25 protein-coding genes are annotated in these 25,962 nt (G+C 72.5%); 9 read left to right on the top strand and 16 right to left on the bottom strand.

Annotated features, from left to right (window positions below; genetic code table 11):
- The first annotated feature begins 5 nt into the window (after positions 1 to 5).
- Complete coding sequence (locus tag ACYVLJ_RS23745) at positions 6 to 593, top strand: TetR/AcrR family transcriptional regulator (protein ID WP_460440340.1); 588 nt, start codon at positions 6 to 8, stop codon at positions 591 to 593.
- Here ACYVLJ_RS23745 and ACYVLJ_RS23740 read toward each other — a convergent pair.
- Positions 590 to 1,693, bottom strand: a complete 1,104-nt coding sequence (locus ACYVLJ_RS23740; protein WP_460440339.1) for a Gfo/Idh/MocA family protein — start codon at positions 1,691 to 1,693, stop codon at positions 590 to 592. The two genes, ACYVLJ_RS23745 and ACYVLJ_RS23740, sit on opposite strands and share 4 nt — an antisense overlap.
- The gene (locus tag ACYVLJ_RS23735) at positions 1,690 to 2,418 is read right to left on the bottom strand and encodes a sugar phosphate isomerase/epimerase family protein (RefSeq protein ID WP_460440338.1); all 729 of its coding nucleotides are present in this window, start codon (positions 2,416 to 2,418) and stop codon (positions 1,690 to 1,692) included. The genes ACYVLJ_RS23740 and ACYVLJ_RS23735 overlap by 4 nt, the downstream gene beginning before the upstream one ends.
- Before the next feature lie 206 nt (positions 2,419 to 2,624).
- Between ACYVLJ_RS23735 and ACYVLJ_RS23730 the strand changes: the two genes are divergently transcribed.
- Entirely contained in the window at positions 2,625 to 2,819 is a 195-nt protein-coding gene (locus ACYVLJ_RS23730; protein ID WP_451984733.1) for a hypothetical protein, read from the top strand.
- A 77-nt stretch (positions 2,820 to 2,896) separates the two neighbouring features.
- A complete protein-coding gene (locus tag ACYVLJ_RS23725) occupies positions 2,897 to 3,742 on the top strand; it encodes a class I SAM-dependent methyltransferase (RefSeq protein WP_460440337.1) in 846 nt (281 codons plus the stop codon).
- Here ACYVLJ_RS23725 and ACYVLJ_RS23720 read toward each other — a convergent pair.
- From ACYVLJ_RS23720 to ACYVLJ_RS23705, 4 genes are all read right to left on the bottom strand, one after another.
- Positions 3,739 to 6,585, bottom strand: coding sequence for an RICIN domain-containing protein (locus tag ACYVLJ_RS23720; protein WP_460440336.1), 2,847 nt, complete (start codon positions 6,583 to 6,585; stop codon positions 3,739 to 3,741). The two genes, ACYVLJ_RS23725 and ACYVLJ_RS23720, sit on opposite strands and share 4 nt — an antisense overlap.
- Before the next feature lie 153 nt (positions 6,586 to 6,738).
- Entirely contained in the window at positions 6,739 to 7,713 is a 975-nt protein-coding gene (locus tag ACYVLJ_RS23715; protein WP_451984739.1) for an ABC transporter permease, read from the bottom strand.
- Positions 7,710 to 8,594 carry an ABC transporter ATP-binding protein gene (locus tag ACYVLJ_RS23710; protein WP_460440335.1) on the bottom strand — a complete coding sequence of 295 codons (885 nt, stop codon included), beginning with the start codon at positions 8,592 to 8,594 and terminating at the stop codon, positions 7,710 to 7,712. The genes ACYVLJ_RS23715 and ACYVLJ_RS23710 overlap by 4 nt, the downstream gene beginning before the upstream one ends.
- 11 nt (positions 8,595 to 8,605) lie before the next feature.
- Positions 8,606 to 9,001 (bottom strand): GntR family transcriptional regulator, encoded by a 396-nt coding sequence (locus tag ACYVLJ_RS23705; RefSeq protein ID WP_460440334.1) that lies wholly within the window; start codon positions 8,999 to 9,001, stop codon positions 8,606 to 8,608.
- A 119-nt stretch (positions 9,002 to 9,120) separates the two neighbouring features.
- Between ACYVLJ_RS23705 and ACYVLJ_RS23700 the strand changes: the two genes are divergently transcribed.
- The 3 genes from ACYVLJ_RS23700 (at position 9,121) to ACYVLJ_RS23690 (ending at position 12,595) form a co-directional block, all read left to right on the top strand.
- Positions 9,121 to 9,894, top strand: coding sequence for a cyclase family protein (locus tag ACYVLJ_RS23700; protein WP_460440333.1), 774 nt, complete (start codon positions 9,121 to 9,123; stop codon positions 9,892 to 9,894).
- Positions 9,891 to 11,510: a thiamine pyrophosphate-binding protein gene (locus ACYVLJ_RS23695; protein WP_460440332.1), complete on the top strand. Its 1,620-nt coding sequence runs from the start codon at positions 9,891 to 9,893 to the stop codon at positions 11,508 to 11,510. The genes ACYVLJ_RS23700 and ACYVLJ_RS23695 overlap by 4 nt, the downstream gene beginning before the upstream one ends.
- Before the next feature lie 86 nt (positions 11,511 to 11,596).
- The gene (locus ACYVLJ_RS23690) at positions 11,597 to 12,595 is read left to right on the top strand and encodes a hypothetical protein (protein ID WP_460440331.1); all 999 of its coding nucleotides are present in this window, start codon (positions 11,597 to 11,599) and stop codon (positions 12,593 to 12,595) included.
- Here the strand turns inward: ACYVLJ_RS23690 and ACYVLJ_RS23685 are convergent.
- A complete protein-coding gene (locus ACYVLJ_RS23685) occupies positions 12,478 to 13,317 on the bottom strand; it encodes a hypothetical protein (protein WP_460440330.1) in 840 nt (279 codons plus the stop codon). The genes ACYVLJ_RS23690 and ACYVLJ_RS23685 overlap by 118 nt on opposite strands.
- A gap of 1 nt (position 13,318) precedes the next feature.
- Positions 13,319 to 13,765 carry an Lrp/AsnC family transcriptional regulator gene (locus ACYVLJ_RS23680; protein WP_395930922.1) on the bottom strand — a complete coding sequence of 149 codons (447 nt, stop codon included), beginning with the start codon at positions 13,763 to 13,765 and terminating at the stop codon, positions 13,319 to 13,321.
- Between the two features lie 157 nt (positions 13,766 to 13,922).
- Between ACYVLJ_RS23680 and ACYVLJ_RS23675 the strand changes: the two genes are divergently transcribed.
- Entirely contained in the window at positions 13,923 to 17,315 is a 3,393-nt protein-coding gene (locus ACYVLJ_RS23675) for an indolepyruvate ferredoxin oxidoreductase family protein (RefSeq protein ID WP_460440329.1), read from the top strand.
- Here ACYVLJ_RS23675 and ACYVLJ_RS23670 read toward each other — a convergent pair.
- Together ACYVLJ_RS23670 and ACYVLJ_RS23665 are read right to left on the bottom strand one after the other, a co-directional pair.
- The gene (locus ACYVLJ_RS23670; RefSeq protein ID WP_451984755.1) at positions 17,296 to 17,922 is read right to left on the bottom strand and encodes a response regulator; all 627 of its coding nucleotides are present in this window, start codon (positions 17,920 to 17,922) and stop codon (positions 17,296 to 17,298) included. The genes ACYVLJ_RS23675 and ACYVLJ_RS23670 overlap by 20 nt on opposite strands.
- 81 nt (positions 17,923 to 18,003) lie before the next feature.
- Positions 18,004 to 18,513, bottom strand: coding sequence for an ATP-binding protein (locus ACYVLJ_RS23665; RefSeq protein WP_451984757.1), 510 nt, complete (start codon positions 18,511 to 18,513; stop codon positions 18,004 to 18,006).
- Between the two features lie 105 nt (positions 18,514 to 18,618).
- On the opposite strand from ACYVLJ_RS23665, the gene ACYVLJ_RS23660 reads away from it, so the two are divergent.
- Positions 18,619 to 19,338, top strand: a complete 720-nt coding sequence (locus ACYVLJ_RS23660; RefSeq protein WP_460440328.1) for a M24 family metallopeptidase — start codon at positions 18,619 to 18,621, stop codon at positions 19,336 to 19,338.
- Positions 19,339 to 19,353: 15 nt separating this feature from the next.
- On the opposite strand, the gene ACYVLJ_RS23655 is transcribed toward ACYVLJ_RS23660, so the two are convergent.
- On the bottom strand, positions 19,354 to 19,995 hold the full coding sequence (locus ACYVLJ_RS23655) for an FMN-dependent NADH-azoreductase (RefSeq protein ID WP_460440327.1): 642 nt from the start codon (positions 19,993 to 19,995) through the stop codon (positions 19,354 to 19,356).
- An 82-nt stretch (positions 19,996 to 20,077) separates the two neighbouring features.
- Here ACYVLJ_RS23655 and ACYVLJ_RS23650 point away from each other — a divergent pair, with 82 nt between their 5' ends.
- Positions 20,078 to 20,554: a MarR family winged helix-turn-helix transcriptional regulator gene (locus ACYVLJ_RS23650; protein WP_460440326.1), complete on the top strand. Its 477-nt coding sequence runs from the start codon at positions 20,078 to 20,080 to the stop codon at positions 20,552 to 20,554.
- A gap of 87 nt (positions 20,555 to 20,641) precedes the next feature.
- Here ACYVLJ_RS23650 and ACYVLJ_RS23645 read toward each other — a convergent pair whose 3' ends face one another.
- From ACYVLJ_RS23645 to ACYVLJ_RS23625, 5 genes are all read right to left on the bottom strand, one after another.
- On the bottom strand, positions 20,642 to 22,420 hold the full coding sequence (locus tag ACYVLJ_RS23645; RefSeq protein WP_460440325.1) for a glycoside hydrolase family 76 protein: 1,779 nt from the start codon (positions 22,418 to 22,420) through the stop codon (positions 20,642 to 20,644).
- Between the two features lie 117 nt (positions 22,421 to 22,537).
- Positions 22,538 to 23,383 (bottom strand): hypothetical protein, encoded by an 846-nt coding sequence (locus ACYVLJ_RS23640; protein WP_460440324.1) that lies wholly within the window; start codon positions 23,381 to 23,383, stop codon positions 22,538 to 22,540.
- Between the two features lie 44 nt (positions 23,384 to 23,427).
- Positions 23,428 to 24,060 carry a CPBP family intramembrane glutamic endopeptidase gene (locus ACYVLJ_RS23635; RefSeq protein WP_460440323.1) on the bottom strand — a complete coding sequence of 211 codons (633 nt, stop codon included), beginning with the start codon at positions 24,058 to 24,060 and terminating at the stop codon, positions 23,428 to 23,430.
- Complete coding sequence (locus tag ACYVLJ_RS23630; protein ID WP_460440322.1) at positions 24,057 to 24,953, bottom strand: Rossmann-fold NAD(P)-binding domain-containing protein; 897 nt, start codon at positions 24,951 to 24,953, stop codon at positions 24,057 to 24,059. Before ACYVLJ_RS23630 ends, ACYVLJ_RS23635 begins: the two co-directional genes overlap by 4 nt.
- A 37-nt stretch (positions 24,954 to 24,990) precedes the next feature.
- Complete coding sequence (locus tag ACYVLJ_RS23625; RefSeq protein WP_460440321.1) at positions 24,991 to 25,908, bottom strand: DMT family transporter; 918 nt, start codon at positions 25,906 to 25,908, stop codon at positions 24,991 to 24,993.
- Positions 25,909 to 25,962 lie beyond the last annotated feature (54 nt).

Below are 25,962 nucleotides of genomic sequence, written 5' to 3'. Positions count from 1 at the left end.
ACCCCGTGACCGGGGGCTACCTGAAGGGCCGGATCCGCCGCGAGGACATCATCACGGCGGCGGCCGCGGCGTACGGCGAACTCGGCTACCACGGCTCGTCGCTGCGGGAGATCGCCAAGCGCGTCGGGATCTCCCACGCCGGGCTCCTCTACTACTTCCCCACCAAGGAAGCGCTGCTCGCCGCCGTCCTCGAACGGCGCGACGCCGAGGACTCCGAGCGCGAGCAGCTGACCGTGCCGCCCGGGCTCGACGTGCTGCGCCACTTCGTCGCGCTCGCCGAGCACAACGTCCGCCACCCCGGGATCGTCGACCTCTACTCGCGCCTCGCCGCCGAAGCGGTGTCGGCGGACCACCCGGCGCACGAGTACTTCGTGCGCCACTATCGGGCCGCCCGCGACGGCGTCCACGAGTCGTTCGAGGCGCTCGCCGCCCGCGGCGAGCTGCGGCCGGGCGTCGACCCCGGGATGGCGTCGCTGACGTTCATCGCCCTGATGGACGGCCTGCAGGTGCAGTGGCTGACCGTCCCGGGCGACGTCGACCTGGTCGGTTCGCTGCGCTTCTACCTCCAGAACCTGCTCACCGTCCCGCTCTAGAGCGTCTTCGCGTACGGGTCCCAGCCCGCCGGCAGCGCGGGCGGGACCTCGACCGTGCTCGCGACCTCGACGGTCTGACCACGGGTCAGGGACTCGTCGATGGCGAGCATCGCGTCCAGGACGTGGTAGGCCAGCTCGCCGGACGCGCGTTCCGGCACGCCGGACCGGATCGCCCGGGCCAGCTCGAGCGCGCCGGTGCCGCGCGACGCCCGGTGCCCGCGGGGCGTCAGCTCTTCCGGCTCCGCGTGCCCGAGCAGGTGCAGCGCCGTGGAGCCGTCGAACCGGTTGGGGTCCGGGAGCACGGCGGTGCCGAGCGTGCCGGTCAGCTCGACGAACCCGGTCCGCTTGAGGGCCGAGTCGAAGCTCAGCACGAGCTGGGCGGAGCCGCCGCGCTCGAACTCGGCGAGCGCGGTGACCGTGGTCGGCACCGTCACCGGGAACTCCGTCCCGGCTCGCGGCCCGGAGCCGATGACGCGGGTGTCGCGCGCCCGCCCGCCGGCCCCGGTGACGCGGCCGATCGGGCCGAGCAGCTGCACCAGCGTCGTCAGGTAGTACGGGCCCATGTCCAGCAGCGGGCCGCCGCCGGCCTGGAAGAGGAACTCCGGCGCCGGGTGCCAGCTCTCCGGCCCGGGCACCTGGAACAGGGCGAGCGCGGAGAGCGGCTGCCCGATCCGGCCCGCCTCGACGGCTTGACGCGCGGTCTGCAGCCCGGCGCCGAGGACGGTGTCGGGCGCGCCGGCCACGCGCAGGTTCTTCTCCCGTGCCCGGTCCAGCAGCTTGCGGCCGGTCTGGCGATCGAGGGCCAGCGGCTTCTCCGCCCAGACGTGCTTGCCGGCTTCGAGCGCGACCAGCCCGACGTCGACGTGCGAAGCCGGGATGGTCAGGTTGACCACGAGCTCGACCTCGGCGTCGTCGAGCAGCTCGGCCACGGTGCCCGAGCGAGGCACGCGGTACTCGGCCGCGCGGGCCTCGGCGCGGTCTGCGTCGAGGTCGGCGACGCGGACCACGCGGACGTCCGGGAAGCTCGTCAGGTTCTCGAGGTAGGTGCCGCTGATGACGCCGGCGCCGACGACCCCGACGCCGACCGGCCCGCCGGTCACCGGCCGGCCAGGAACGCGCGGCTGGCGGCGATGGCCTCGAACAGGTCGCCGTCGTAGGCGTCGAACTCGACCACGCGCAGCGCGTCCGGCGCCGCGGCCAGGACCTCGGCGACCGGCACCCGGCCCTGCCCTGCGGGGACCTGGCCGGTGGCGTCGGTGGCGAGGCCGCCGTCCTTGACGTGGATCGCCCGGACGCGGTCGCCGAGGCGGCGCAGCAGCGCGGCCGCGTCCTCGCCGCCCGCGGTGGCCCAGTAGGTGTCGACCTCCAGCGCGACGGCCGGGTCGAGCTGGCCGGCGAGCACTTCGAACGCGCTGCGGCCGTCGATCCGGGACTCCAGCTCCCACCAGTGGTTGTGGTAGCCGACCCGGACGCCGTGCTCCGCCGCGACCTTGGCGGCCGCGTTGAGCGCGTCGGCCGTGGCCGCGACGTCGGCCGGGTTCTGCCACTGCTCGGGCTTGACCAGCGGGTCGATCACCAGGCCGATGCCCAGCTCGGCGGCCGCGGAGAAGACGGCCGGCTGGTCGGCACCGAGCAGGCGGGCGTGCGCGGTCGGTGCCGACAGGCCGTTCGCGGGCAGGCCCGCGCGCAGGGCTTCGACGTTCTCGACGACGCCGTAGGGCTCCACGTTCGTGAAGCCGATCGCGGCGAGCCGCCGCAGCGTGTCGGCGGGATCGGCCGCGAACGCGTCGCGGACCGAGTACAGCTGCACGGAAAGCTCGCTCATCGCCGGCTCCTGGGTCACGGGGCAGATGCTGAATTTCTACCACTTGGTCAAAATTGACACCAGGGATTTGCCGGCCGCTCCACCGGACGGCGGAGGCCGCGTGCCCGACATCACCACCGGGGGTGTTTTGGCAAGCGCCCGTTGGGGCAGTAAACGCCTTGAACGGTGGTCAGAGCTGATCCGATCCGATCCGGGAGGTGCCGGTAGTGGACAGGGCAGGGGACGAAGTGGACACGGGCGCCGTCGGGCACCCGGGGTCCCGTCGCGACCTGACGGAACTGTCCGAGGCCGCACGCGACCTCGACCGCCGCATCGAGCAGCACCTCGCCCGCCTGCGCCGCGAACGCGCCGAACGCGCCCGGGACGACATCCCCGACCAGCGCCTTCGCCCCAGCGGCTGACCTCGCGTTTACCGCGCGGACCCGAGCTACTACTCTGGGTGGCGCACCACCGCCCGTCCAGGTCCTGCGAGGTCGCCATGTCCGAAACGCTGTCCCCGAGCCAGAAACCCGTGGGCGTCGACCCCGACCGGCCGAGCATCGCGCGGATCTACGACGGGTTCCTCGGCGGGAACAACTTCTACGAAGTCGACCGCGTGGTGATGGAGAAGATCCGCTCGGCGGTCCCGGAAGCGGTGGACATCGCCCGCGGCAACCGCGGCTTCCACAACCGCGCGCTGCGGATGCTGGCGAGCCAGACCGGGATCCGGCAGTACCTCGACTGCGGATCCGGGTTGCCGACGGCGGAGAACACGCACCAGATCGTCCAGCGCATCGACAAGGACCACACGGTCGTCTACGTCGACAACGACCCGGTGGTCCTCGCACACGGCCGGGCGCTGCTCGTGGAGAACGACTTCACGCACATGGTCGAAGCGGACATCTTCAAGCCGGAGGCGGTGCTCGAGAGCGACGAGGTGCGGCAGCACATCGACTTCTCCGAGCCGGTGGCGCTGCTGCACGTCGGCACGATGCACCACTTCGAGGGCGACGGCGCGGTCGACGTCATGCGCGAGTACATCGACGCGCTCGCCCCGGGCTCGTACGTGGTGCTTTCGCACTTCTTCGACCCCGAGGTGCCGGAGCTGACCGAGATCGCCAAGCGCATCGAGCAGATCCTGGTCCAGGGCCCGCTGGGTGCCGGCCGCTTCCGCACCCGCGTCGAGATCGAGGCGATGCTGCCCGGGCTGGAGTTCGTCCAGCCGAACGCGACGTCGGCGCCCGGCCTGGCCGTGTGCGACGAGTGGTGGCCGGACGGTCCCCGGCTCACTCCCCTGTCGGGTTCGGCGAAGTGCGTGGCCGGGATCGTCGGCGTCAAGCACTAGCGCAGGCGCCACAGGTGGTCCGCGGTCCCGCTGTCCGCGAACTGCACCACCTGGGCGCTGTCGGCCGTGGACATCCGGTCGACGCCGAGCACCTTGCCGGAATTGCGGTTCACGATCCGGAACCAGCCGCTGCCGTCGTCGCGCAGCCGCCACAGGTGGTCCGCGGACCCGTTGTCGGTGAACTGGACGACGATCGCACTGTCCGCTGTGGACATCTGGTCCACGCCCAGTACTTTGCCGGAGTGGACGTTGCGGATCAGGAACCAGCCGTCGGCCGTGGCTTCGAACGTCCACAGGTGGTCGTCGGTGCCGTTGTCCGCGAACTGCACGACCCGCGCACTGTCCGCAGTGGACATCTGGTCGACGCCCAGGACCTTGCCGGAGTTGCGGTTCTCGACGCGCAGCCGGCCGTCCGGGACCAGCCGCCACACGTGGTCGGCCGTGCCGTTGTCGCCGAACTGCACCACCTGCGCGCTGTCCGCGGTGGACATCTGGTCGACCCCCAGCACCTTGCCGGAGTTGCGGTTCTTCAGCCGCCACCAGCCGTCGCCGTTGTCGACGAGCTGCCACAGGTGATCGGCGGTGCCGTTGTCGCTGAACTGGACGACCTTCGCACTGTCGGCGGTCGACATCTGGTCGACGCCGAGGACCTTGCCGGAGTGGTGGTTGCGGACGCGGTACCAGCCGTCGCCGTTCGCGACGAGGTGCCAGACGTGGTCGTCGGTGCCGTTGTCCGCGAACTGCACCACCCGCGCACTGTCCGCAGTGGACATCTGGTCGACGCCCAGGACCTTGCCGGAGTTGCGGTTCACGATCCGGAAACCCGCGCCCCCGCCGCCGGGCACCCACGGGTGGCCGTTCGGGTCGGCCGTCGGGAACGACGTGACGCGCAGCCGGGCCGCGCCCATCGGGATCAGCGTGACCGTCTCGACCGCCGCGTCACTTCGTGCCGGTGACGCCTGCAGCGGCGTGACGACGTTCTGGTCGTCCGCCGTCCATTCGGCGATCTTCCGGGCGGTCGCGGTGATCTTGACCGGCGCGGTGTCCGGGGTGAACGGGTTGGCGGGCAACGCCCCGCCCGCCGCGGAGAACGTCAGCGCGCCGCCGACCGTGAGCCCGTAGTTCCACGGCGTCGTCGCGTGCACGGCGTATTCCGGGAACTGCGCGCTCCCGCCGAGGCTCTGGTAGCTCTCCCCGATCTTCAGCGAGTAGGTCAGCGGCCCGTGGTCGACCGAGACGGAGTCGTGGTTGGCCGGCCACGCCCGCGTGGTCGTGCGCTGCGGCAGGGTCAGCGTGACGACGTCGCCGTCGGCCCAGGTCCGGTCGACCTTCACGAACGTCGGCCCGGCGCTCGCCGCCACCGTCGCCCCGGCCACGACCAGCCGCGGCGCCGAGCACCAGGCCGGAATCCTGAAGTACAGCGGGAAAGCCAGCCGCTTCGACGTCCGGACCGTGAAGGTGACCTGCTCGGAGAACGGGTAGGTGGTGTCCTCGGTGATGGTCACCGAGGTGCCGTCGCCGACCTTCGCCGTGACGCTGCTTGCGGAGTACATCGCCGCCGCGAGCCCGTTGTCCGGCGTCGCGAGCCAGAGCTCTTCGGTGAAGTACGGCCAGCCCATGCCGTAGTTGTGCGGGCAGCAGCGGTACTGGTCGACCCCGGGCAGGTAGGCCTGCATCGCGAAGCCGTTCTGGAACTGGCCTTCGCTCTTCGGGACGTTGTCGAGGTCGACGCTGTTCGCACTGGTGATGTAGTGGACGGCGCGCCCGGCCGGGTCGAGCGCGGCGGGCAGCGAGTTGAAGGCGAGGTCCTCGCAGCGGTCGGCCCACACCGGGTCGCCGGTCAGCCGCGTCAGCAGCTGGTGGCTGGCCATGAACTCGACGATCCCGCACGTCTCGAAGCCCTGCCGCGGGTCACCGAAGCCGGGCCGCGCGTTCTCGTCGCCGGCGAAGCCGCCACCGGCGAACTGGCCGTAGGTGGCCATGATGGTGGCGTAGTCCTGGTAGGTGGCCTGGGTCAGGCTCGCGTTGCCGGACCGCATGGCGTACTGGGCCGGTTCGCGGAAGCCCTGGGCGACGTTGACGTTGTGCAGGCTCGGGAGGTTGTTCACCCAGTCGGCGCCGTAGGAGTGGATCTTGTCGGCGAGGTCGAGCAGGAACGTGTCGCCGGTCCGGTTGAACAGCCAGAAGACGCTGTCGAGGCCGTCACCCCAGCGCACGGACACCCAGCTGGAGTCGAACGCGCTCTTGCCCTGGGCGTTCATGTACTCGAGGAACCGAGTCAGGAACGGGATCACGCGGGCGTCGCCGGTGTACTCCTGCCAGGAGCGGAGGGCCTGCAGCAGCGGCAGGTACGGCCAGAAGTCCGGACCGTTGTCGAGCGCCGTGCGCAGGGCGGTCGGGCCGAAGAAGCCGTCGGACTGCTGGGTGGCGAGGATGCCGTCGATCCACCGGGCGGCGGTGGTCTTCGCCGTGGCGTCCCCGGTGACGGCGGCGAGGTCGACGTACCCGCGCAGCCAGTAGGGCACCTCCTCCCAGCCGGTGCGCTCGGGGTGGACCCAGCCGGTGGTGGCGAAGTCGAGGAAGTGCGACGTCTCGGGGTAGTGCCCGCAGAGGCCGTCGAGCTGGAGCTTCAGCTGCCCGGCGAGCCAGCCCTTCGCCGTGACGGCGCCGGGCGGGAGCTTGAGGAAAGCGGCGGGCTTCAGCGGCGCGGCGTTCGGGGTGTAGAGCCCGCCGCCGGCGGGAGCGACCTTCCGGCGAAGCGTGGCGGCGGTGGAGACGTTCGCGCCGGTCACCAGGGTGGCGGCAACGGCTCCGGTGACGAACTGCCTGCGGCTCAGCGACACGGGACCAGCCTCCGCTCGTCTTTACAACGTTGTAAAAATAGTCTTACCGTGCTGATACAACGTTGTAAATCCGCCGTTCGTCGGTGCTCGGCCAACGGGCACGAAGGGCACCTTCCTGGCTTCGAAGTCCATGAAGGTGCCCCTCGGGGCCGGTCAGGCGAGGGTGCGGAGGCGGCGGAGCGCGAAGTACACCAGCGCCGCCGCGAGCAGGACGAAGATGCCCGTCTCGATGGCCTGGAACGTCCAGAACCGGTCGCCCGGCTGGAACTCCCGCCAGTCGTACGCGCCGGGCCCCGCGCCACCGGTGTCGCCGCAGCCGCCCGGCGGGCACGGGCCGACTTGGGCGTCCGGCAGCACCATCTCCCCCGCCGCGTTGCGGACGCCCTCGGACAGCACCCAGTCACCCGACGCCGGGTTCGGCGTCTGCCCGCCCGTCGGGGCGAACGACAGCGTCTGCGCCGGGAGGTACCGCGGCCGGGCCAGGACCTCGACCGCCACCCGGACCGCCGCGAAGCCGACCAACGCGATCCCCATGGCGGGCAGCACCTTGCGCCAGAACGTCCCCGCGAAGATGCCCAGTGCCAACGCGAACAGCGTGTAGGCGATCGGGACGACGCCCTGGACGTCGAACGACAGGTACGTCAGCCGGCCCGTCGACGCGGACACCAGCGGCTGGAACCACCACGAGACGCCCAGCGCGTACCCCACCGCCAGCACCGCGGTGATCGCCCCGACCAGGCCGAACTTCGCCAGCGCCCACTGCAGGCGGCTGACCCCCTGCGTCCACACGAGACGGTGGGTGCCCTGCTCCACCTCGCGGGCGACCAGCGGCGCGCCGAAGAACACGCCGACCAGCACCGGCAGCACCACGAACAGGACCGCGACGAACACCATGCCGCCGAACTGCTGCTGGAACTGGTGGCCGAGGCGCTCGCAGTTCCCGGCGGCTTCGGTCGCCGTGACCATCGACGCGCTGCCGAGCGCGGCCTGGCAGGCGGGCAGGCCGAGGCCGTCGAACTTCGTGTGCATCGCCAGGCCCGTGGGCACCATGACCGCGGCGAGCGCCACGAGCGCGCCGAGGGTGAACAGCGCCTGCCTGCGGTGCTGGCGCCAGGTCAGCCAGATCATGCCGGCACCTCCCACGCGGCCGCGGCGACCCGGGTCTCCGCTTCGGCGAGGTGGGCCAGCACCAGGTCCTCCAAGGTCACTTCGTGCTCCGTCCACAAAGGATCGATCGGGCCGTCGCCCCGGCGGACGAGCAGCGTCGACTGGCGTTCGGTGTGGCTCGCCCGGATCACCTTCGCCACGCCGGCGATGGACGCGCTGCCGGCCCGCGGGCCGACGAGCGTGCGGTGGGTCTCGAGCAGCTCGTCCACCGACCCGGTCAGCTGGACGCGGGACCGCTGCAGGACGATCAGGTGGTCACAGCTGCGTTCGAGGTCGGCGAGCAGGTGGGAAGACAGCAGCACGGTCGTCTCGCTCTCCGCTACCGCGCCCATCAGCGCCTGCATGAACTCGCGGCGTGCCAAGGGATCCAGGCTCGCGATGGGTTCGTCGAGCAGCAGCAGCCGAGGACGCTTGGCCAGCGCGAGCGCCAGCGCGACCTGCGCCCGCTGCCCGCCGGAGAGCTTGCCCACCGGCTTGTCCGGCGGGATGCCGAGCACGGCGAGCCGTTCGCGGGCCAGCGCGGCGTCCCAGCGGCGGCGGTTGAGCTTGCCGCCCATGGTGACCAGCTCCGCCGCGGTGAAGTCCCGGTACAGCGGGGTGTCCTGCGCGACGAACCCGATCTCGGCGAGCATCGACCGCGGCTCGCGGCCGAACACGCGGGCCTCCCCCGCGTCGGGCCGCAGCAGCCCGACGGCCAGGTGGAGCAACGTCGTCTTGCCTGCGCCGTTCGGGCCCACCAGCGCGGCGATCCGCCCGGCGGGCACCTCCAGCTCGCAGTCCCGCAACGCCCACGTGCGCCCGTAGCGCTTGCCCAGCGCCCGGGCCTGTACGGCCGGTTCCATCCAGGAACTCCCTACGCAAGGTCGCGCGGCACCGGCGTGCCGCGCAACGTGGTCTCGAACAGGGCGGCGACGTCGTCGGCCGACATCCCCGCCGCTTCGGCGCGCTCCAGCCAGGCCACCAGCTCGTCCCGCAGCCGCGCCTGGCTGCCGAGCGACGGCCCGGCCAGGCTGCCGGTGACGAACGTGCCCACGCCCGGGCGGCCTTCCGCGAGGCCCTCCAGCACCAGCTCGCGGTACGCCTTGAGCACCGTGTTCGGGTTGATCGCCAGCGCCTGCGCCACGTCCCGCACCTTCGGCAGCTGGTCGCCGGGGCGCAGCAGGCCGACCCGCAGGGCCTGCTTCACCTGGACCACGAGCTGCATGTAGGTGGCGACCTTGGAGCGGCCGTCCAGGACGAACTCGATCACCCGACACCCTTCTATTGTCTTACGACATTAAGACAACACCGGGAGCCCGGCGCTGTCAAGAACCGGTCCGGCGGGCATAGGGTCTCGACCGAGACGCACACCGGCACCGGGAGGCAGGCATGTCGTTGTTGGACGGGCTGAGCAAGGCGATCACCGGCGGGGCGGTCGAAGTCGTCGACCTCACCGCGCCCCTGAGCTCGAGCACGCCGATCCTGCAGCTGCCGGAGCCGTTCGCCAACACCATCCCGTTCCGGCTCGAGGAGATCAGCCGCTACGACGAGCGCGGCCCGAGGTGGTACTGGAACGACATCCACACCGGCGAGCACACCGGCACCCACCTGGACGTCCCCGTGCACTGGGTGTCCGGAAAGGACGGTCACGACGTCTCGCGGGTGCCGCTGAAGACGCTGGTCGCGCCCGCGGTCGTGCTGGACTTCTCGGCGAAGGCGGCCGAGAACCCGGACTTCCCGCTCTCGATCGACGACGTCCGCGCGTGGACGGCCGAGCACGGCCCGCTGCCCGACGGCGGCTGGCTGCTCTACCGCACCGGCTGGGACACGCGCAGCGAAGACCAGGCGGAGTTCCTCAACGTCGACGACACCGGCTCGCACACCCCCGGCGTCTCCCCCGAGTGCGCCCGGTGGCTCGCCGAAGAAACCCCGATCACCGGGCTGGGCGTCGAAACCGTCGGCACCGACGCCGGTCAGGCACCCGGGCTCGAGCCGATGTTCCCCTGCCACGAGCTCCTGCTGGGCGCCGGGAAGCACGGCCTGACGCAGCTGCGGAACCTCGCGTCGCTGCCGCCGACCGGGACGCTGCTGATCGTCTCGCCGCTGCCGATCGTCGGCGGCTCCGGCAGCCCCGCCCGCGTGCTGGCCCTGGTGGAGCGGTGAACGTCGCGGAACTGGTCGGCCGGACCTTGGCCGGCCTCGGCGCCGGCACGGCGTTCGGCGTGGTCGGCAGCGGCAACTTCAAGGTGACGAACGCGCTGCGCGCGGGCGGCGTCCGGTTCGTCGCCGCCCGCCACGAGGGCGGCGCGGCGAGCATGGCCGACGCCTACGCGCGGATGAGCGGCCGGGTGCCGGTGCTGTCCCTGCACCAGGGCTGCGGGCTGACCAACGCGATGACCGGCATCACCGAGGCCGCCAAGAGCCGGACGCCGATGATCGTGCTCACCGCCGACTCCGCGGGCGCGTCGGTGCTGTCGAACTTCCGGGTCGACCAGGCCGGCCTGGCCGCGGCGGTCGGCGCGGTGCCCGAGCGGGTGCACTCGGCCGCCAGCGCGTTCGCCGACACCGTGCGGGCCTTCCGCACCGCCCGGCAGCAGCGCCGGACGGTCGTGCTGAACCTGCCCCTCGACGTCCAGGCCGCGCCCGCCCCCGAGCCGGCTTCCCTGCCGGACGTCCCGGGCCCCGCCGTGGTGCGCCCGGACGCTTCGGCGGTGGCCGGGCTGGCGGAGCTGCTGGCCGCCGCCGAACGGCCGGTGTTCATCGCCGGTCGCGGGGCCCGCGGGAGCCGGGAACCGTTGCGGGAACTGGCTTCGCGCAGTGGTGCGCTGCTGGCGACGTCCGCCGTCGCGCACGGGCTCTTCCACGGCGACCCGTTCGCCCTGGGCATCTCGGGCGGGTTCGCGTCACCCCTGGCCGCCGAGCTGATCGTGGGCGCCGACCTGGTCGTCGGCTGGGGCTGCGCGCTGAACACGTGGACCACCCGCCACGGCAAGCTGCTCAGCCCGCACGCGAAGCTGGTCCAGGTCGACGTCGAGCAGCGCGCGCTGGGCGCCCACCGCCCGATCGACCTCGGCGTCGTCGGTGATGTCGGCGCCACGGCCACGGACACGCTGGCCGTGGCGAAGGAGCAGCAGGGCTACCGCACGGAGGAGGTCGCCGCCCGCATCGCCACCGGCCGCTGGCGCGACGTCGAGCACGACGACCTGTCCGCGGGCGGCCGGATCGACCCGCGGACGCTCAGCAAGCTCCTCGACGACCTGCTGCCCGCGGAGCGGATCGTCTCGATCGACTCCGGCAACTTCATGGGCTACCCGAGCGCGTACCTCTCGGTGCCCGACGAGCAGGGGTTCTGCTTCACGCAGGCGTTCCAGAGCATCGGGCTCGGCCTGGGCACCGCGATCGGCGCCGCGCTCGCCCGCCCGGACCGGCTGCCCGTGCTGGGCACCGGCGACGGCGGGTTCCACATGGCACTGTCCGAACTGGACACCGCGGTCCGGCTCGGCCTGCCGCTGGTCGTGGTCGTCTACAACGACGCCGCGTACGGCGCGGAGGTCCACCACTTCGGCGACGCCGACATGACCACCGTCCGCTTCCCCGACTCCGACCTCGCCGCCATCGGCCGCGGCTTCGGCGCCGAGGGCGTCACCGTGCGGTCCGCCGAGGACCTGTTCGCGGTGCGGGAATGGGTCGCCGGCCCGCGCAGCGCGCCGCTGGTGATCGACGCGAAGATCGCCGACGACGGCGGTTCGTGGTGGCTCGCGGAGGCGTTCCGGCACTGACCCGCCCTTGACAGCGGCCCGGGCGGAGCTGGATGCTGGCCGAGTTGTCTTATAGTCGTAAGACAGTGGGGGAACTAGGAGCCGTCATGCGCATCTTCCGTACCGTCCTCGCCGTGCTCGCGGCCGCGACCCTGGTGGCCGCACCCGCCGACGCGGGCCAGACCCGGCCGCCGGCCGATCCCGTCGGAGCCGTCCTCGCCGCGTTCGGCACGCACTCGATCGTCGCGAAGTCCAGCCCGGAGCCCGGGACGTTCGTCTTCGACCTCGTCCGCGACCCGCGCTTCCCCGCCACGGTGAACGACATCGCCGTGGAGTGCGGGAACTCGCTCGACCAGCCGCTCCTGGACGCCTACACCGCGGGTGGCGACGTCCCGGACGTCAGCAAGGTCTGGCGGGACACGACCCAGCCGAGCTGCGGGTTTTCGCTGTACTACGAACAGCTTTTCGCGCTCGTGCGGCAGGTCAACACGACGCTCCCGGCCGCGCGGCGGATCCGGGTGCTCGCGTGCGACCCGCCGATCGACTGGAGCCGGATCCACCACCCGGCCGACGTGGAACCGTTCGACGACCGGGACGCGTCGATCGCGTCCGTGGTGAAGACGCAGTCGCTGCAGAAGCACCGCAAGGTCCTGATGCTGTTCGGGCTGGGGCACCTGAAGCACGACGGCGGCAGCGCGGCGGTCGCGCGGCTGGAGCGCGAATACCCCGGCGCGGCGTACGTCATCGCCGACCACTACGGGTTCACCTCGGACAACGCCCGGCTCGAACGGCGGCTGGGCTCGTGGCCGGCATTGGTGCCCCTGCAGGATTCCTGGCTGGGCGCGCTCGACACGACGTACTTCCCGACCGGCCGCGAATACCCGCCGGGCACCAAGGGTTTCCCCGGCGTCGACGCGTACCTGTACACGGGCCCGGCCGACCTGCTGCTGCGCGAACCACTGTCGGCGCGGGCACTCCTGGACACGGACTACATGAACGAACTGCGCCGCCGCGCGACCGCCATCGACGCGCCGCCGGACGCGCTCGCGTGGCCGGAGTTCTTCTTCGAGCGGGAACGGACGTCCGGGGTCCTGCTCCACGGTTGACCCACGCGGTGTGACACCCAGACGTTCGGTTCGACGTAGACCGCGAAGTCCTGGGCCAGACAGACGAACACCGGCGCCAGGGCACCGGGGACGAACACCGCGCCGTCGTGGTCGAACGGCAGCCCGGTCCAGCGCCGCCAGGCTTCGAGGGGTGCCTGGACGGTCGCCGAGCAGGGCGCGACGGCCTCGATGCGGCCGCCGGCGCGCACGTGGGTGCGCAGCCAGCGGTCGGCGGGCAGGCCGTCCGCCCGGGTCTCGGCGGCGTACTCGCGCATCGGTGCCGCCGGGACCCGGGCCTTGTCCGGTGGCCGGACGGGGATCACGAGCGACGCCAGCCCGGCCGCCGCGTCGCGCATTCCCGCCAGCACGGTGCCGGAATGGCCGCGGCCCTGGTGGTCCGGGTGCACCGCGATCTCCAGGGCGCACGCGGTGTCGGGGGTGACGGCGTCGAGCGCGTCTTCCGCCGCCCAGACGGCCACCTCGTCCCAGCCGCGGTCCGGGAGCGAGCCGCGGCCGCGGAACGGCACCATGATCCCGCGCGCGACCGGCTCGCCGTCTTCGAGGAGCACGACGACCAGGTGCGGCCAGCGCCGCGCGACCCGGCGGCCGCGCACCAGCAGGCTCGCGAGGCTGCCCGCCATGAACTCCGGCGAGTCCGGCGGGTACGGGATGGCGTAGGCGGCCTCGGCGAGGTCCGGCCGCTGCGCCAGCGTGACGAGCACGTCAGCTCCCCCGCGACCAGGACTCCAGCGCGATCAACGTCTTCGTGCCGGTGACCTGGTGGTGACGGCGGATCTCGTCGATGGTCTTCTGCAGGTGGGCCATGTCGCGCACCCGCAGCCACACCAGCGCGTCCGGGTCGCCGGCGATCGTGAACACCGCCTGCGCCTCGGGCATCCGCGTGGTCGTGCGCAGGATTTCGGCGACCTTGGTGTTCCCGACGAACCGCAGCTCGGTGAACGCCTCGATCCCCCAGCCCAGCTTCGCGTGGTCGACCTGCACGGTGAACCCGGTGATCACGCCGGTCTCGCGCAGCCGGTCGATGCGCCGCTTGACCGCGGCCGTCGACAGCGTGACGCGGCCCGCGATGTCCGACAGCGTGCGCCGGGCGTCCTCGCGCAGCAGGCCGAGGATCTCGTGGTCGGTCGCGTCGAGTGGCTCTTCGGTCATGCGCCTGAGCGTAACCTCGCGCAAAAATCCGGGCCAGCGGACGCGAAATTCCGCCGAAGTTTGCGTCTGGAATGCTGAACCGGCATCGCCTGTTGCGTCGCTGTGGTCGGCGTCGCAGTGTGCCCGGAAGCACATCGACGCGAAGGAGGCCCGCGCCGTGGAGACGTTCACGCTGGAGGACCGCTACCTGCGGGAAGCGGGGACCGTGCACCTGACCGGGGTGCAGGCCCTGGTCCGGCTGCTGTTCGACCGCGTGCGGCACGACCGCGCCCTCGGCGGCGACCCCGCCGTGTTCGTCTCGGGCTACGAAGGCTCGCCGCTGGCCGGCTACGACCTCGAGCTCGGCCGCCGCGCGAAGCTCCTCGAGAAGCACGACGTCGTCCACCGCCCCGGCCTCAACGAAGAGCTGGCCGCGACGTCGGTGATGGGCAGCCAGCTGGTCGCGGGCGCCGGCGGGCGCCGCGGCGTCACCGGGTTCTGGTACGGCAAGGCACCCGGTCTCGACCGGGCCACCGACGCCCTCCGCCACGCCAACCTCGCGGGCACCGACCCGCGCGGCGGCGCGGTCGCGCTCGTCGGCGACGACCCGAACGCGAAGTCCTCGACCGTGCCGTGCGCGTCCGAGCTCGCGCTCGCCGACCTCGCCATGCCGATCTTCTTCCCGGCCGACTCGCAGGACGTCCTCGACCTCGGCATGCACGCGGTCGAGCTGTCGCGCGCGGCCGGGCTGTGGACGTCGCTGAAGGTCGTGGCCAACGTCGCCGACGCGTCCGGCACCGCCGTCGTCGATCCCCGGTGGACGGCGCCGGTGCTGGACAAGGGTTACCGCCACCAGCCGACGTCACGGCTGCTCGGCACCAGTCTCGCGGAGCTGGAACGCAGCCTCTTCACCGTCCGGCTGCCCCTCGCCCTCGAGTACCTGCGCGTGAGCGGCGTCAACAAGATCGTCACCCGCGGGCCCGCCGACCGGATCGGCCTCGTCGCCGCCGGAAAGTCCTATCTGGACCTCCAGCAGGCGCTGCGTTCCCTCGGCCTCGACGCGGAAACGCTGTCCCGGTACGGCATCCGCGTGCTCAAGCTGGGCGCGATCCACCCGCTCGAGCCCGCGATCGTGCGCGAGTTCGCCGACGGTCTCGACGAGATCGTCGTCGTCGAGGAGAAGCGTTCCTTTGTCGAGGCGGCGCTCAAGGAAGTCCTCTACGGCGTTCCCGGCGCCCCCGCGATCACCGGCAAGAAGGACCGCGACGGCCGGACGCTGTTCACCGAGCTGGGCGAGCTGGACCCGGACGGCATCGCCACCGGCCTGGCCCGGCGGCTGCCCGCGGACATCCCGTCGGTCGACGCCTACCGGGCGCGCCGTCGCCGCGAGCGCATCTCGGTGCCGCTGCTCGCGCGGACGCCGTACTTCTGCTCCGGCTGCCCGCACAACTCCTCGACGAAGGTCCCGGAAGGCACGCTGGTCGGTGGCGGCATCGGCTGCCACACCATGGCGTTGTTCATGGAGCCCGACCAGGTCGGCACCGTCCTCGGCGTGACGCAGATGGGCGGTGAGGGCACGCAGTGGATCGGCATGGCGCCGTTCGTCGAGGCCGAGCACTTCGTCCAGAACATCGGCGACGGCACGTTCACCCACTCCGGCAGCCTCGCGGTCCGAGCGGCCGTCGCCGCCGGCGTCAACATCACCTACAAGCTGCTCTACAACTCGGCCGTGGCGATGACCGGCGGCCAGGACGCCGTCGGCGGGCTGCCCGTCGAGAAGATCGCCGAGCTGCTGCTCATCGAGGGCGCGAAGCGGGTCGTGATCACCAGCGACGCGCCCGCGAAGCTGCGACGCCGCAGGCTGCCCGCCGGCGTCGAGGTGCGCGACCGCACGGAACTCCTCGCCACGCAAGAAGAACTGGCCGTGGTCAAGGGTGTCACCGTGCTGATCCACGAGCAGGAGTGCGCGGCGGAGAAGCGGCGGAAGCGCCGACGCGGCAAGCAGGGGACCCCCGCGACACGGGTGGTGATCAACGAGCGCGTCTGCGAGGGCTGCGGCGACTGCGGCACGAAGTCGAACTGCCTGTCGGTGCAGCCGGTGGCGACGGAGTTCGGCCGCAAGACCGCGATCCACCAGTCGTCGTGCAACGTCGACTACTCGTGCCTGGCCGGGGACTGCCCGTCGTTCGTCACCGTGGTGCCGACCGGGAAGAAACAGCGCCGCAAGCTCGGCGAACTGGCTGCTGACGCCGTGCCCGCACCTCCGGCGAGCGCGAAGGACTTCACCGTCCGGATCACCGGGATCGGCGGCACCGGCGTGGTCACCGTGACGCAGATCCTCGCGACGGCCGCGGTGCTCGACGGGCGGCACGTCCGCACGCTCGACCAGACCGGGCTCGCGCAGAAGGGCGGCGCGGTCGTCTCCGACCTGAAAGTGACGGCCGGGCCGGTGGCGCAGGCGCCGAAGCTCGCGACCGGCGAATGCGACCTCTACCTGGCGTGCGACGCGCACGTCGGCGCGGACGCGGCGATCCTCGGCATGGGCGACGCCGCCCGCACCACCGCCGTCGTCTCGACCACCGAGGTCCCGACCGGCCGGATGGTCGTCGACACGACGGTGGCCTTCCCGGACCCCGGCAGCGTTCTGGCGCCACTGGAGGCCGCGGCCGCCCGCACGGTCTCCTTGGACGCGCGCGGCCTGGCCGAGGAGCTGTTCGACGACGACCAGTTCGCGAACGTGCTGCAGCTCGGCGCGGCGTTCCAGACCGGCGCGATCGGCCTGCCCGCCGCGGCGATCGAGCGCGCGATCGAGCTGAACGGCACCGCGGTGGCGGCGAACCTGCAGGCGTTCCGCCGCGGCCGTCAGCTCGTGGCGAACCCGGAAACCCCGACGGCGCCGAAGACCCCGGCGCGCCCGGTCGCGCAGCCGGCCGCCCGCGAGCTCGTGCACGCCGAGCCGGGGTCCGAGCTGGCCCGGCTGCTCGACGTCCGGATCCCGGATCTGGTGGCGTACCAGGACAAGCGGTACGCGCGGGCGTACGCGGCGTTCGTCGAGCAGGTGCGGGTGCTGGAGGACGGGCCGACGGAGATCACCGAGGCCGTTGCGAAGCACCTGTACAAGCTGATGGCGTACAAGGACGAGTACGAGGTCGCACGGCTCTCGCTCGACCCGGCGTTCACCGAGGGCCTGTCCGAGCAGTTCGGCGAAGGCACGACGTACGCCTACCGCCTGCACCCGCCGGTGCTGCGCGCGCTGGGGATGAAGCGCAAGATCAGCCTGGGCCCGTGGTTCCGCCCGGCGTTCCGGCTGCTGCACGCCCTGCGGCGGCTGCGCGGCACCCGCCTGGACCCCTTCGGCCGCGCGCACGTGCGCAAGGTCGAGCGCGAACTGATCGAGGACTACCGCGGCGTGGTGCTCGACGCGTTCCGCGCGGCCGACGTCGACCGCGCCCGGGCGCTGGCCCTGGCCGAGCTGCCCGACCTCGTGCGCGGCTACGAGGACGTGAAGCTGGCGAACGTCGTGCGGTACAAGGAAAAGCAGGCCGAGCTCCTCACGCTCGCAAGTAGCTGAGCATCGCCTGGGCCTCGTCGGGGACGCGCAGCTTCGCGCTGACGTCCCCGGCGTGCTGCCGGGCGGCGTCGGTGCCGATGCCGAGCAGCCGCCCGATCGTCGGCACCGAATGACCTTCGGCGAGGAGCGCGACGACCTCGCGTTCGCGCGCGGTGAGCGTGGCGACCGGGTCGCCGGGGCGGCGCTTGGCCAGCTGGACGGCGACCACGTCGCGGTCCAGCACCGTGCCTCCGGCGGCGACGCGCTTCAGGGCGTCCAGGAACTCGTCGGGCTTCCCGACGCGCTCCTTGAGCAGGTAGCCCGCGCCGCCCCCGCCTGCGGCCAGGAGATCGCCCGCGTAGCCGTCTTCGACGAACGCCGAGAGCGCGAGGATCGCCAGGCCCGGCACCCGCCGCCGGGCCTCCAGCGCGGCCCGCAGACCCTCGTCGGTGAAGGTCGGCGGCATCCGGACGTCGACGACGGCCAGGTCGGGTGCCTGCGCCCCGACCTCGGCGACGAGGTCTTCGGGGTGGTCGACGGCCGCGGCGACCTGGAACCCCTCGCTGCGCAGGAGCAGCACCAGCCCCTCCCGCAGCAGGGCGTCTTCTTCCGCGATCACGATCCGCACGGCGGCTGCCTCCTCGTGTCCACCCGTCCCCCGCTGGGAACACGGACATCCGGGCGGAACCGTTCAGCGCGCGGCCGCGGGTCAGCCGGTGCCGGACCAGCCGCTCAGGCGGTTGAGCAGGCGCTCCAGCACCTCGGGGTCGGCGGCGACCGGATCGCCGGTGACCGGCTCGTCGACCAGGGTCCGGCGCTCCTGCCGCCGGGGCAGGCGCACCTGCCGCGCGTTCATCCCGCCCGGCAGCTCGAGCTCGCACCAGGTCGTGCGGGCACCGGCGGCGCCGTGCGTGACGCCCACGCGCTCGCCCGGTCCGACGACCTTGGGCTCCGGCAGCCCGGGCACGTCGTCGTCGACCTCGACCACCAGCACCTCGGCGCGCAGCCGCAGCCGCAGCGTGACGAAGGCGGGCGACCTCGGGTCGCCGGCCTCGATCACGGCTTCGACCAGCCGTTTCGCGGTCGCTGTCGTGTGCTCCAGCATCGGGAGCAGGGACCAGTCGGTGAGAATCAGGCGGACGAACAGTTCCGTGACCGGCAGCGCGCTGGGCTGCGCGACCAGCCGGATATCGTCCATCTGGGAGGTGTGCGCGCTCAAACCTGACCTTCCTCGCCCAGGTGCGGACCGTCCGGGGGCCCGCATCATGCCACCCGGCTTCCGGCGGAGGTTACCGGCCGGGTTCGCGTTGCTACCGTCGGGGCCATGGGTGAGCTGGTCGAGAGTGAGGAACTGCGCGCCGAACGGTTGCTGGACGCGCAGGCGAAGGCCGTCGAACTGTTCGACGCGGTCGCCGAGCGCGGCATCCTGGCGCCGGGTGTGCGGGAGACGGAGGCGAGCGACGCGATCCGCGACCTGGCCGGTGACCTGCTCGGCATCCGCCGCTACTGGCACAAGCGGATCGTCCGGGCGGGCGTCAACACGCTGCGGCCGTACCGCGAGAACCCGCCGGACCGGGTGCTCGCCGAGGACGACATCGTGTTCGCCGACTTCGGCCCGATCTTCGAGGACTGGGAAGCGGACTTCGGCCGCACGTTCGTCCTCGGCGACGACCCGGTGAAGCACCGGCTCCGCGACTCGCTGGGCCCGGTCTTCGACGCCGGGAGGGCGTACTTCGCCGCCATCCCGGACATCACGGGCGCGCAGCTGTACGCGCACATGGTCCAGCTGGCGCACGAAGCCGGCTGGGAGTTCGGCGGTGACATCGCGGGGCACCTGGTCGGCCGGTTCCCGCACGAGACGATCGACGGCGCGAAGATCGACTCCTACATCGCCCCGGGCAGCGACGGCCCGATGCGCCGGCCGGACCGCACCGGGCAGCCGTCCCACTGGATCCTGGAAGTGCACCTGGTGGACCGGTCGCGGGAGATCGGCGGGTTCTTCGAGCAGCTGCTGACGGTGGGGCCGAGCGCCGCGGATTCGTGACGCCCGGCCCGTGCGTCAGACGTGCGCCGGGACCCACAGTTCGTCGATCTGACGCTCGGCCGTCGCCAGGCTCGCGTCCGCCAGCGGGATGAGCTCCGCCATCGCCGGGTTCACGTGCGCCAGGGTCAGCTCGGCCGTGATGAACCGCGGCTCCAGGCCCGTCAGCGAGACGCCGTGCGGGAGCCACTGCTCGGCGTGGTCCCAGCCTTCGCGGGGCGTGCCCTCGCCGTACCCGCCGCCGCGGGCGGCCAGTACGACGAACTCGCGCCCGCCCAGCAGGCCGGTCATCGTCTCGTGGTCGACCGAGAGCCCCGGCGCGATGAGGTGGTCCACCCACGCCTTGACGCTGCTCGGCGCGCCGTAGTTGTAGACCGGCAGGCCCAGCAGCACGGTGTCGGCCGCCTTGATCTCGCCGACGAGCTCCTGGGTCAGTGCCCACGACGCCGCCTGGGCCGCCGTGTGCTGCTCGGGCGGGATCGCGCGGGCCGACCCGGTCGCCTCGTCGAGGTGCGGGAGCGGGTTCGCGCCCAGGTCGCGGTAGGTGCTCGTGCCGCCGGGGTGTGCGGCCCGCCACGCGGCGGCGGCCCGCGCGCTGAGCCGGCGGCTCACCGAGCGCTCGCCCTGGATGCTCGAGTCGATGTGGAGGAGGTGCGCCATGTCGTTAGCCGCCCATAGATCGTTGGTGTAGGACAAACCATTAATAGCACATCGACCGTTGAGGTGCCCATATACTGGGCGCATGACCTCGCTGCCGGTCGTCAACCAGCCGCCCCACCGGTGCGGGGCGCTGCTCGACCACCTCTCGCGCCGGATGCGGCTGCGCAGCGAGTCCGTGCTGACGCCGCTCGGGCTGCGGCCGCGGCACCTGATCGCCCTCACGGTCCTGCGCGACCTGGGTGGCAGCTCGCAGCAGGACCTGGCGAGGACCCTGCAGATGGACGGCACGAACGTCGTCGGGCTGCTCAACGACCTCGAGACCGAGAACCTGATCGAGCGGCGCCGCTCGGCCGTCGACCGGCGGCGGCACGTGGTCGAGCTCACCGACGTCGGCGCGAAGCTGCTCGCGCGGGCCGAGTTCGCGCTCGCCGCGGTCGAGGACGAGGTGCTGTGCGCGCTCGGCGACGAGCAGCGCGAGCAGCTCTACGAGCTCCTGCACCTGGCGACGAGCAAGACCGACACCGAAGCCTGCACGGAAGGCCTGCCGCCGACCTGCTGAGGCCTCTGCCGCCCCCGATGTGCTTCGCGAGCTGCCGCGCCTCGGCAGTCCAGCGGGTCCGGTCGCCCCTGCGCGCGGCGTGCGTGCCTACCCGGCCGCCAGGACCGCTCCGAGCCCGGACGCCTGCGTGCGCCAGTCGGTCACGTTCGGCGTGGTGCCGGTCCAGCGCTGCCCGATCCGGTTCAGCGAGTCGCGGTCGCCCGCCCACAGCGCGTCCGCCTGCTTCTGGGCGAACGCGCGGTAGGTCGCCGAGCCCGTCGCCGTGGCCAGGTCGCCGAAGTAGCGCATGAAGATGCCCTTGAACTGCTTCTGGTTGTCGTCACAGGAGCCCGTGCCGGTGTCGCAGGATTCGACGAGCACGCCGTTGGCCGTGAGCCGGGTCATCGCCGCGTCCGCGAGCCGCTCGGCCGCGTCCAAATAGGACTGGACGCCGGTGGCGCGCCACAGCTCCAGCAGGCCGCCGATGCCGAGCCCCTGGTTGTACGTCCAGACGGTCTGGCCGTTGTTGGCGCACGACGCCGTCAGGCCGTCGTTCACCAGGCCCGCGGAGTTGATCAGGCCGCTGTTCAGGTACCAGTCGCCCGCGGTCCGGGCCCGCTGTCCCCAGACCGTGTCGCCGGAGATCCGCAGGTGCAGAGAGGCGGTCAGGCGCAGGTACAGACCGGCCGTGACGGCGTTCTTGTACGTCCGCTCGCGGTTCCACCAGACCCCGCCGCCGCAGCTGCCCGTGTCCCAGAACCCGGTGACGTAGTCGGCGATCGTCACGGCTTCGGTGAGGTACCGCGAGTCGTGCGTGCGGTCGTAGACGGCGATCCAGGCCAGGCCCCACCACGCGCTGTCGTCGATGGCCCGGCTGACGAAGTCGCCGTCGATGGCGTCGGAACTCCTCACCCCGGCCGGGAAGGCGACCCGGTTGACGTCGAAGGTGCGGGCCAGCGCGGCGTCGAACCCGCCCGCGTCGGCCACCGCCGTCACCGCGACGGCCGAGTTCCACCAGCTCGACGGCCACCACGCGGTGTACGGGTCGTAGGACCACATGAGGGCGTCGACGGCGCCCGCCGCGCGGGTCGTCGCCGGGCGCGCCCAGGCCGTGCAGCTCCCCTGCGCGTGCGTGGCTTCGCGGCCGCACGCCCGCACCGCGCCGCCGTAGAGCCGGCCGCGGGGGTCGCGCGTCGCGAACGCCGTCGTGTGGGTGCCGGTCGCGCCCGCGGGCACGCTCGTGCGGCCCAGCGACGAGCCGTCCGGCCAGCTCGCCCCGGCGTCCCACGACCGGTCGAGCCAGATCTCGTCGCCCGCACCGCCTGCTTCGATTCCGGCCCACGCCATGCCGCGGCCGTCGAAGTGCAGCCGGATAGTGCGGCCGGACAACGTCGTCGGCGCCACCGGCTGGCTGTCCCCGGCGGCGGGCGCGGTGCGGTCGCACGCGGCGTCGCAGACGTCCGGGTAGATCCACGCCGTGCAGCCGACGCCCTGCGCGTCCCCGCAGGCCCGGACCAGACCACGCCGGTGGTTCGCCGGATCGGTCAGGTTGTACATGAGCGTGCGCGTGCCGGTCCACGTGCCGGGGATGGTCGCCTTGCCGAGCAGGCCTTCCCAGGTGGCACCGCCGTCCCAGGAGCGGTCGAGCCAGACGGCGTCGTTCGCCACGCCGTTGTCGATGCTCGCCCAGGCCATGCCGTCCGGGTCGGAGGCGTGCAGGCGCACGACCCGGCCGTTGATCACCTTGTCGGGCAGGGGAAAGCTATCGCGCGCGGCCCGCGACGGGTCGAGGGTGTCGCACGAGGTGGCGCACACCGCGGTGGCCGCGGCGGCGGGGATCGGGGTCAGGGCACCGAAGACGAGCAGCAGCACGAGCAATGTCCGCATCGACATCCCTCTCCACGCACCGGGGTCCGCTCCAGCATAGGAACTCCCGCCCGGATCCCGAAGGATTCCGACGGGTTCTGGCTCGTTCCGGACAACGGCTGACCGGAGCCTGCCGCGTCAGGGCACCTTGACGACGCCGGAACGGGAGATCGCGAAGCCTTTGCCCGCGGTCGTGCAGGTGACCCCGCCGGATTCCGACGCGCACGTGAACGGGCCGACCCGCGTCGAGCTGCCGTACGCCAGCACCGGCGTGTGCTCACCCGGATCCCCCAAGCACCCTTCGCAGGTCTGGTACGACCCGTCGGTTTTCATCGTCACCGACCGCGGGGGCGTCCAAGTCTGGCAATAAACGGAATCGGGGAGAATCTGACAGCTGATGTTCCTCGTCGGGGAATAGAACGATCCGACGTTCCCGGTGCTCCCGGTGGGCGCCCCCGGAGTGGCTGTGAAGGTGAACTGGCAGGCCCAGCCCGTCTCGCCACTGAGGTGCACGCCGCCGGACTGGCCGCTGCCGCTCAGGCCGCCGGCCGCGCCGATCGTCGCGGTGAGGTCGACGACCGCGGCCGTCCCGTTGGCCACGTGGATCCGGACGCTGTTCCCCGTGGTGGTCACGGTTCCGCTCGCCGGCTGGCCACGGGTGTCCGAACCGGTCCAGAGGCCCGGGGTGAGGGTGGCCTTTCCGCCTCGCACCACCAGGCTCGCGCCGTCCATCGCGAACTCCCCGCACTGCGGTTCGGCGCTCAGCCGGTAGGTGCCGTCCGCGAGCCCGGGCGAAGCCGCCGCGGCGGCCGGGCTGCTGGTGACCGGCGGCGGACTCGACGTGGAGGCGGTGGTCCCCGGAGCCGTGGTCGTGACCGTGGCGACCGGGTGCGGATTCGCCGTCGGGCTTGCGCCGCACCCGGCCAGGAGAACGGCACAACCGAAGACGGCGAAACCGTTTCGACGCAGACGAAGACGATTCATGGCGTGCCTCTCTCGGCCTGAGAGTACGCGCCGGCGTCGTTATGTCACAATAATCTTTTTTCGCGCACAAAAGCATTCTCGGCGGGGATTTCCCCACTGTTCGGCGGGAACAAGCGGGGCATGACGGCGAGCATCAGCGCCGACCACGTCACGTGCGTCAGCAGCGGCGCCTGCACCCCGTCCGAGCGGTGGCGCTGCGCCGCGAACAGCGCACCCATCAGCGCCGACGCCAGCACCAGCGCCGGGTTGCGCGTGGCCGTCGTCGAGAGCACGTAGACCGCGGTCGACCCGCGCGGGCCGAAGCTGTCGTAGAGCGCGCCGCGGAAGAAGACCTCCTCGGCCGCGCCGGTGACGAGCGTCGTGAGCGCCACCGTGGCCGTCGAGCCGTGGTGGGCGTGGCCCAGGACGCCGGTGATCGCACGGCGCAGCAGCGGGATGCGGCGGGCCACCAGGGCACCGCCGCAGAACACGCCGAACGCGCCCGCGCCGGCCAGCACCGGCTGCACGACACCGGGTCGGCCCCGCCGCACGGGCCCGGCCGCGCGGGCCCCGGCGAACCAGGTCGCGGCGACCGACGCCGTGAGCGCGTGGAACCGCTTCGATCCCGGCTCGCTGGCCAGCGACGCGCCGAGCAGGCCCGAGCCGAGAGCCGTGACGCCGGCGAGGAACGGCTTCACGCGGTCCGCCGGCTCTTCGCCCGCTCGCCCAGGGCCTGCAGCACCGCATCGTCGTAGCCCATCGGCTCGAACTCGACGATCCGGCGGATGGCGTCGTCGCGGACGACGACCTCGTTCGTCATGGAGTCGATCAGGGCGCGCCCGGTCGTCACGTCGATGTCGGTGACCAGCGAAAGCCAGTACGACGACAGCCGCGGCGAGAGCAGCGGGACGGGCACGATCACCAGCGGACGGCCTTCGATCGCGGCCACCCGTTGCAGCATGTCCTTGTAGGCCAGCACTTCCGGGCCGCCGATCTCGAACGTCCGGCCGGCCGCCTCCGGGTGGTCGAGCACCCCGGCGAGGTAGCGGACGACGTCGGCGATCGCGATCGGCTGGGTGCGCGTGCTCACCCAGCGCGGGGTGACCATCGCCGGCAGGTGCTCGACGAGCTGGCGGGTCAGCTCCCACGACGTGCCGCCGTGCCCGATGACGATCCCGGCCCGCAGCACGGTCACCGGCACGCCGGTCTCCCCCAGCAGCCGCTCGACCTCGCGCCGGCTGGCCAGGTGCTCCGACAGGGCATCGTCGTCGTCCCCGAGGCCGCCGAGGTAGACGATCCGGCGCACGCCCGTGTCCGCCGCCGCGCGAGCGAACGCACGGGCCGCGTCGGCGTCCCGGCGCTTGAAGTCGGCGCTGTCGAGGGAGTGCACCAGGTAGTAGGCGGCCTCGACGCCCTTGAGCGCGTCACGCAGGGAATCGACGTCGGCGACGTCACCGCGCACGGCCGTCCCGGCACCGCGGTACTTCGCCGGGTGCCGGGTCATCGCCAGGACGTCGTGGCCGGCCTCCTCCAGCACCGGGCACAACCGGCTGCCGACGAACCCCGACGCTCCCGCCACCAGCACTCGCATACCCGCGACGGTAGTTGGGCGGGCCACGGCCCGCAGATCATCCGCGCCGGGTTCGCCCGGCGAAGCAGACCGCCGCGACCACTCCGGCGCAGCCGACCAGCTGCAGCACGCTCGGCGTCTCCCCGAGCAGGCCGATCCCCAGCAGCACCGCGCCGACCGGCTGCAGCAGCATGAGCGTCGCACCGGTGGTGGCCGACATCCGGGGCAGCGCGGCCGAGATGAGGAGCCACCCGATCAGCTGACCGACGACGGCGAGCGCGACCAGCCAGCCGAACGTCGCCGGGCTCGGGCTCAGGTCGAGCGTCCCGGTCGGGAGACCGAGCGCGAGGGCGACCACCCCGGCCGAGATCGTCGCCAGCACCAGGGGCTGCGCCTGCGAACCGGCACCGCCGCTCAGCCGGATCAGGAACAGGTAGACGGCGTACCCGGCGCCGGCGAACATCGCCGCCACGGCGCCGGTGACCGGATCGGGGCCGAACGAGCCGGTGCCGGCGAACCCGCCGGCCAGCACGACGCCGCCGAGCAGCACGGGCACCGCGATCAGGAACCGCTTCGCCGGGCGCTCTCGCAGGAAGGCGAACGCGAGCAGCGGGACGATGATCACCTGGACGGCGAGCAGCACGGTCGCGATGCCGGCGCCGACCCGCGGGATCGCCTCGCCCCACAGCACGAAGTCCAGGCCGAGGCCGACGCCGGCCAGCAGCGGCAGCAGCACGCGGCGGCGGGTCGCCGGGCCCGCCTTCCGCCGTTCCCACGCGGCGAGCGCGACGAGCACCGGCAGCGCCAGCAGGCACCGCCAGAACGCGCTCGTGCTGCCGCTGGCGTGCGAGACCTTGATGAAGACCGACGACAGGGAGATGCAGAAGCTGCCCAGCGCGGCGAGCAGGCGCGGGTCGAGGCGCTGGCTCAACGGCGTGGGGGTGGTGGTCGTGGCGCGGGGCGCGGTCGTGGTCACGCCTCCAGCGTGCGGGCGGCGACTGTCAAGGACAAGCGAATGTTTCTGCGGAGA

Source organism: Amycolatopsis stemonae, from assembly GCF_054781455.1.
This window is presented reverse-complemented; position numbering and strand designations above follow the sequence as displayed.

Excerpts from the sequence above, each read along its gene's own strand:
- ACYVLJ_RS23735 (WP_460440338.1), bottom strand. The coding sequence starts at position 2,418 with ATGAGCGAGCTTTCCGTGCAGCTGTACTCGGTCCGCGACGCGTTCGCG.
- ACYVLJ_RS23725 (WP_460440337.1), top strand. The coding sequence starts at position 2,897 with ATGTCCGAAACGCTGTCCCCGAGCCAGAAACCCGTGGGCGTCGACCCC.
- ACYVLJ_RS23715 (WP_451984739.1), bottom strand. The coding sequence starts at position 7,713 with ATGATCTGGCTGACCTGGCGCCAGCACCGCAGGCAGGCGCTGTTCACC.
- ACYVLJ_RS23710 (WP_460440335.1), bottom strand. The coding sequence starts at position 8,594 with ATGGAACCGGCCGTACAGGCCCGGGCGCTGGGCAAGCGCTACGGGCGC.
- ACYVLJ_RS23700 (WP_460440333.1), top strand. The coding sequence starts at position 9,121 with ATGTCGTTGTTGGACGGGCTGAGCAAGGCGATCACCGGCGGGGCGGTC.
- ACYVLJ_RS23690 (WP_460440331.1), top strand. The coding sequence starts at position 11,597 with ATGCGCATCTTCCGTACCGTCCTCGCCGTGCTCGCGGCCGCGACCCTG.
- ACYVLJ_RS23680 (WP_395930922.1), bottom strand. The coding sequence starts at position 13,765 with ATGACCGAAGAGCCACTCGACGCGACCGACCACGAGATCCTCGGCCTG.
- ACYVLJ_RS23660 (WP_460440328.1), top strand. The coding sequence starts at position 18,619 with ATGGGTGAGCTGGTCGAGAGTGAGGAACTGCGCGCCGAACGGTTGCTG.
- ACYVLJ_RS23655 (WP_460440327.1), bottom strand. The coding sequence starts at position 19,995 with ATGGCGCACCTCCTCCACATCGACTCGAGCATCCAGGGCGAGCGCTCG.
- ACYVLJ_RS23650 (WP_460440326.1), top strand. The coding sequence starts at position 20,078 with ATGACCTCGCTGCCGGTCGTCAACCAGCCGCCCCACCGGTGCGGGGCG.
- ACYVLJ_RS23645 (WP_460440325.1), bottom strand. The coding sequence starts at position 22,420 with ATGCGGACATTGCTCGTGCTGCTGCTCGTCTTCGGTGCCCTGACCCCG.
- ACYVLJ_RS23640 (WP_460440324.1), bottom strand. The coding sequence starts at position 23,383 with ATGAATCGTCTTCGTCTGCGTCGAAACGGTTTCGCCGTCTTCGGTTGT.
- ACYVLJ_RS23630 (WP_460440322.1), bottom strand. The coding sequence starts at position 24,953 with ATGCGAGTGCTGGTGGCGGGAGCGTCGGGGTTCGTCGGCAGCCGGTTG.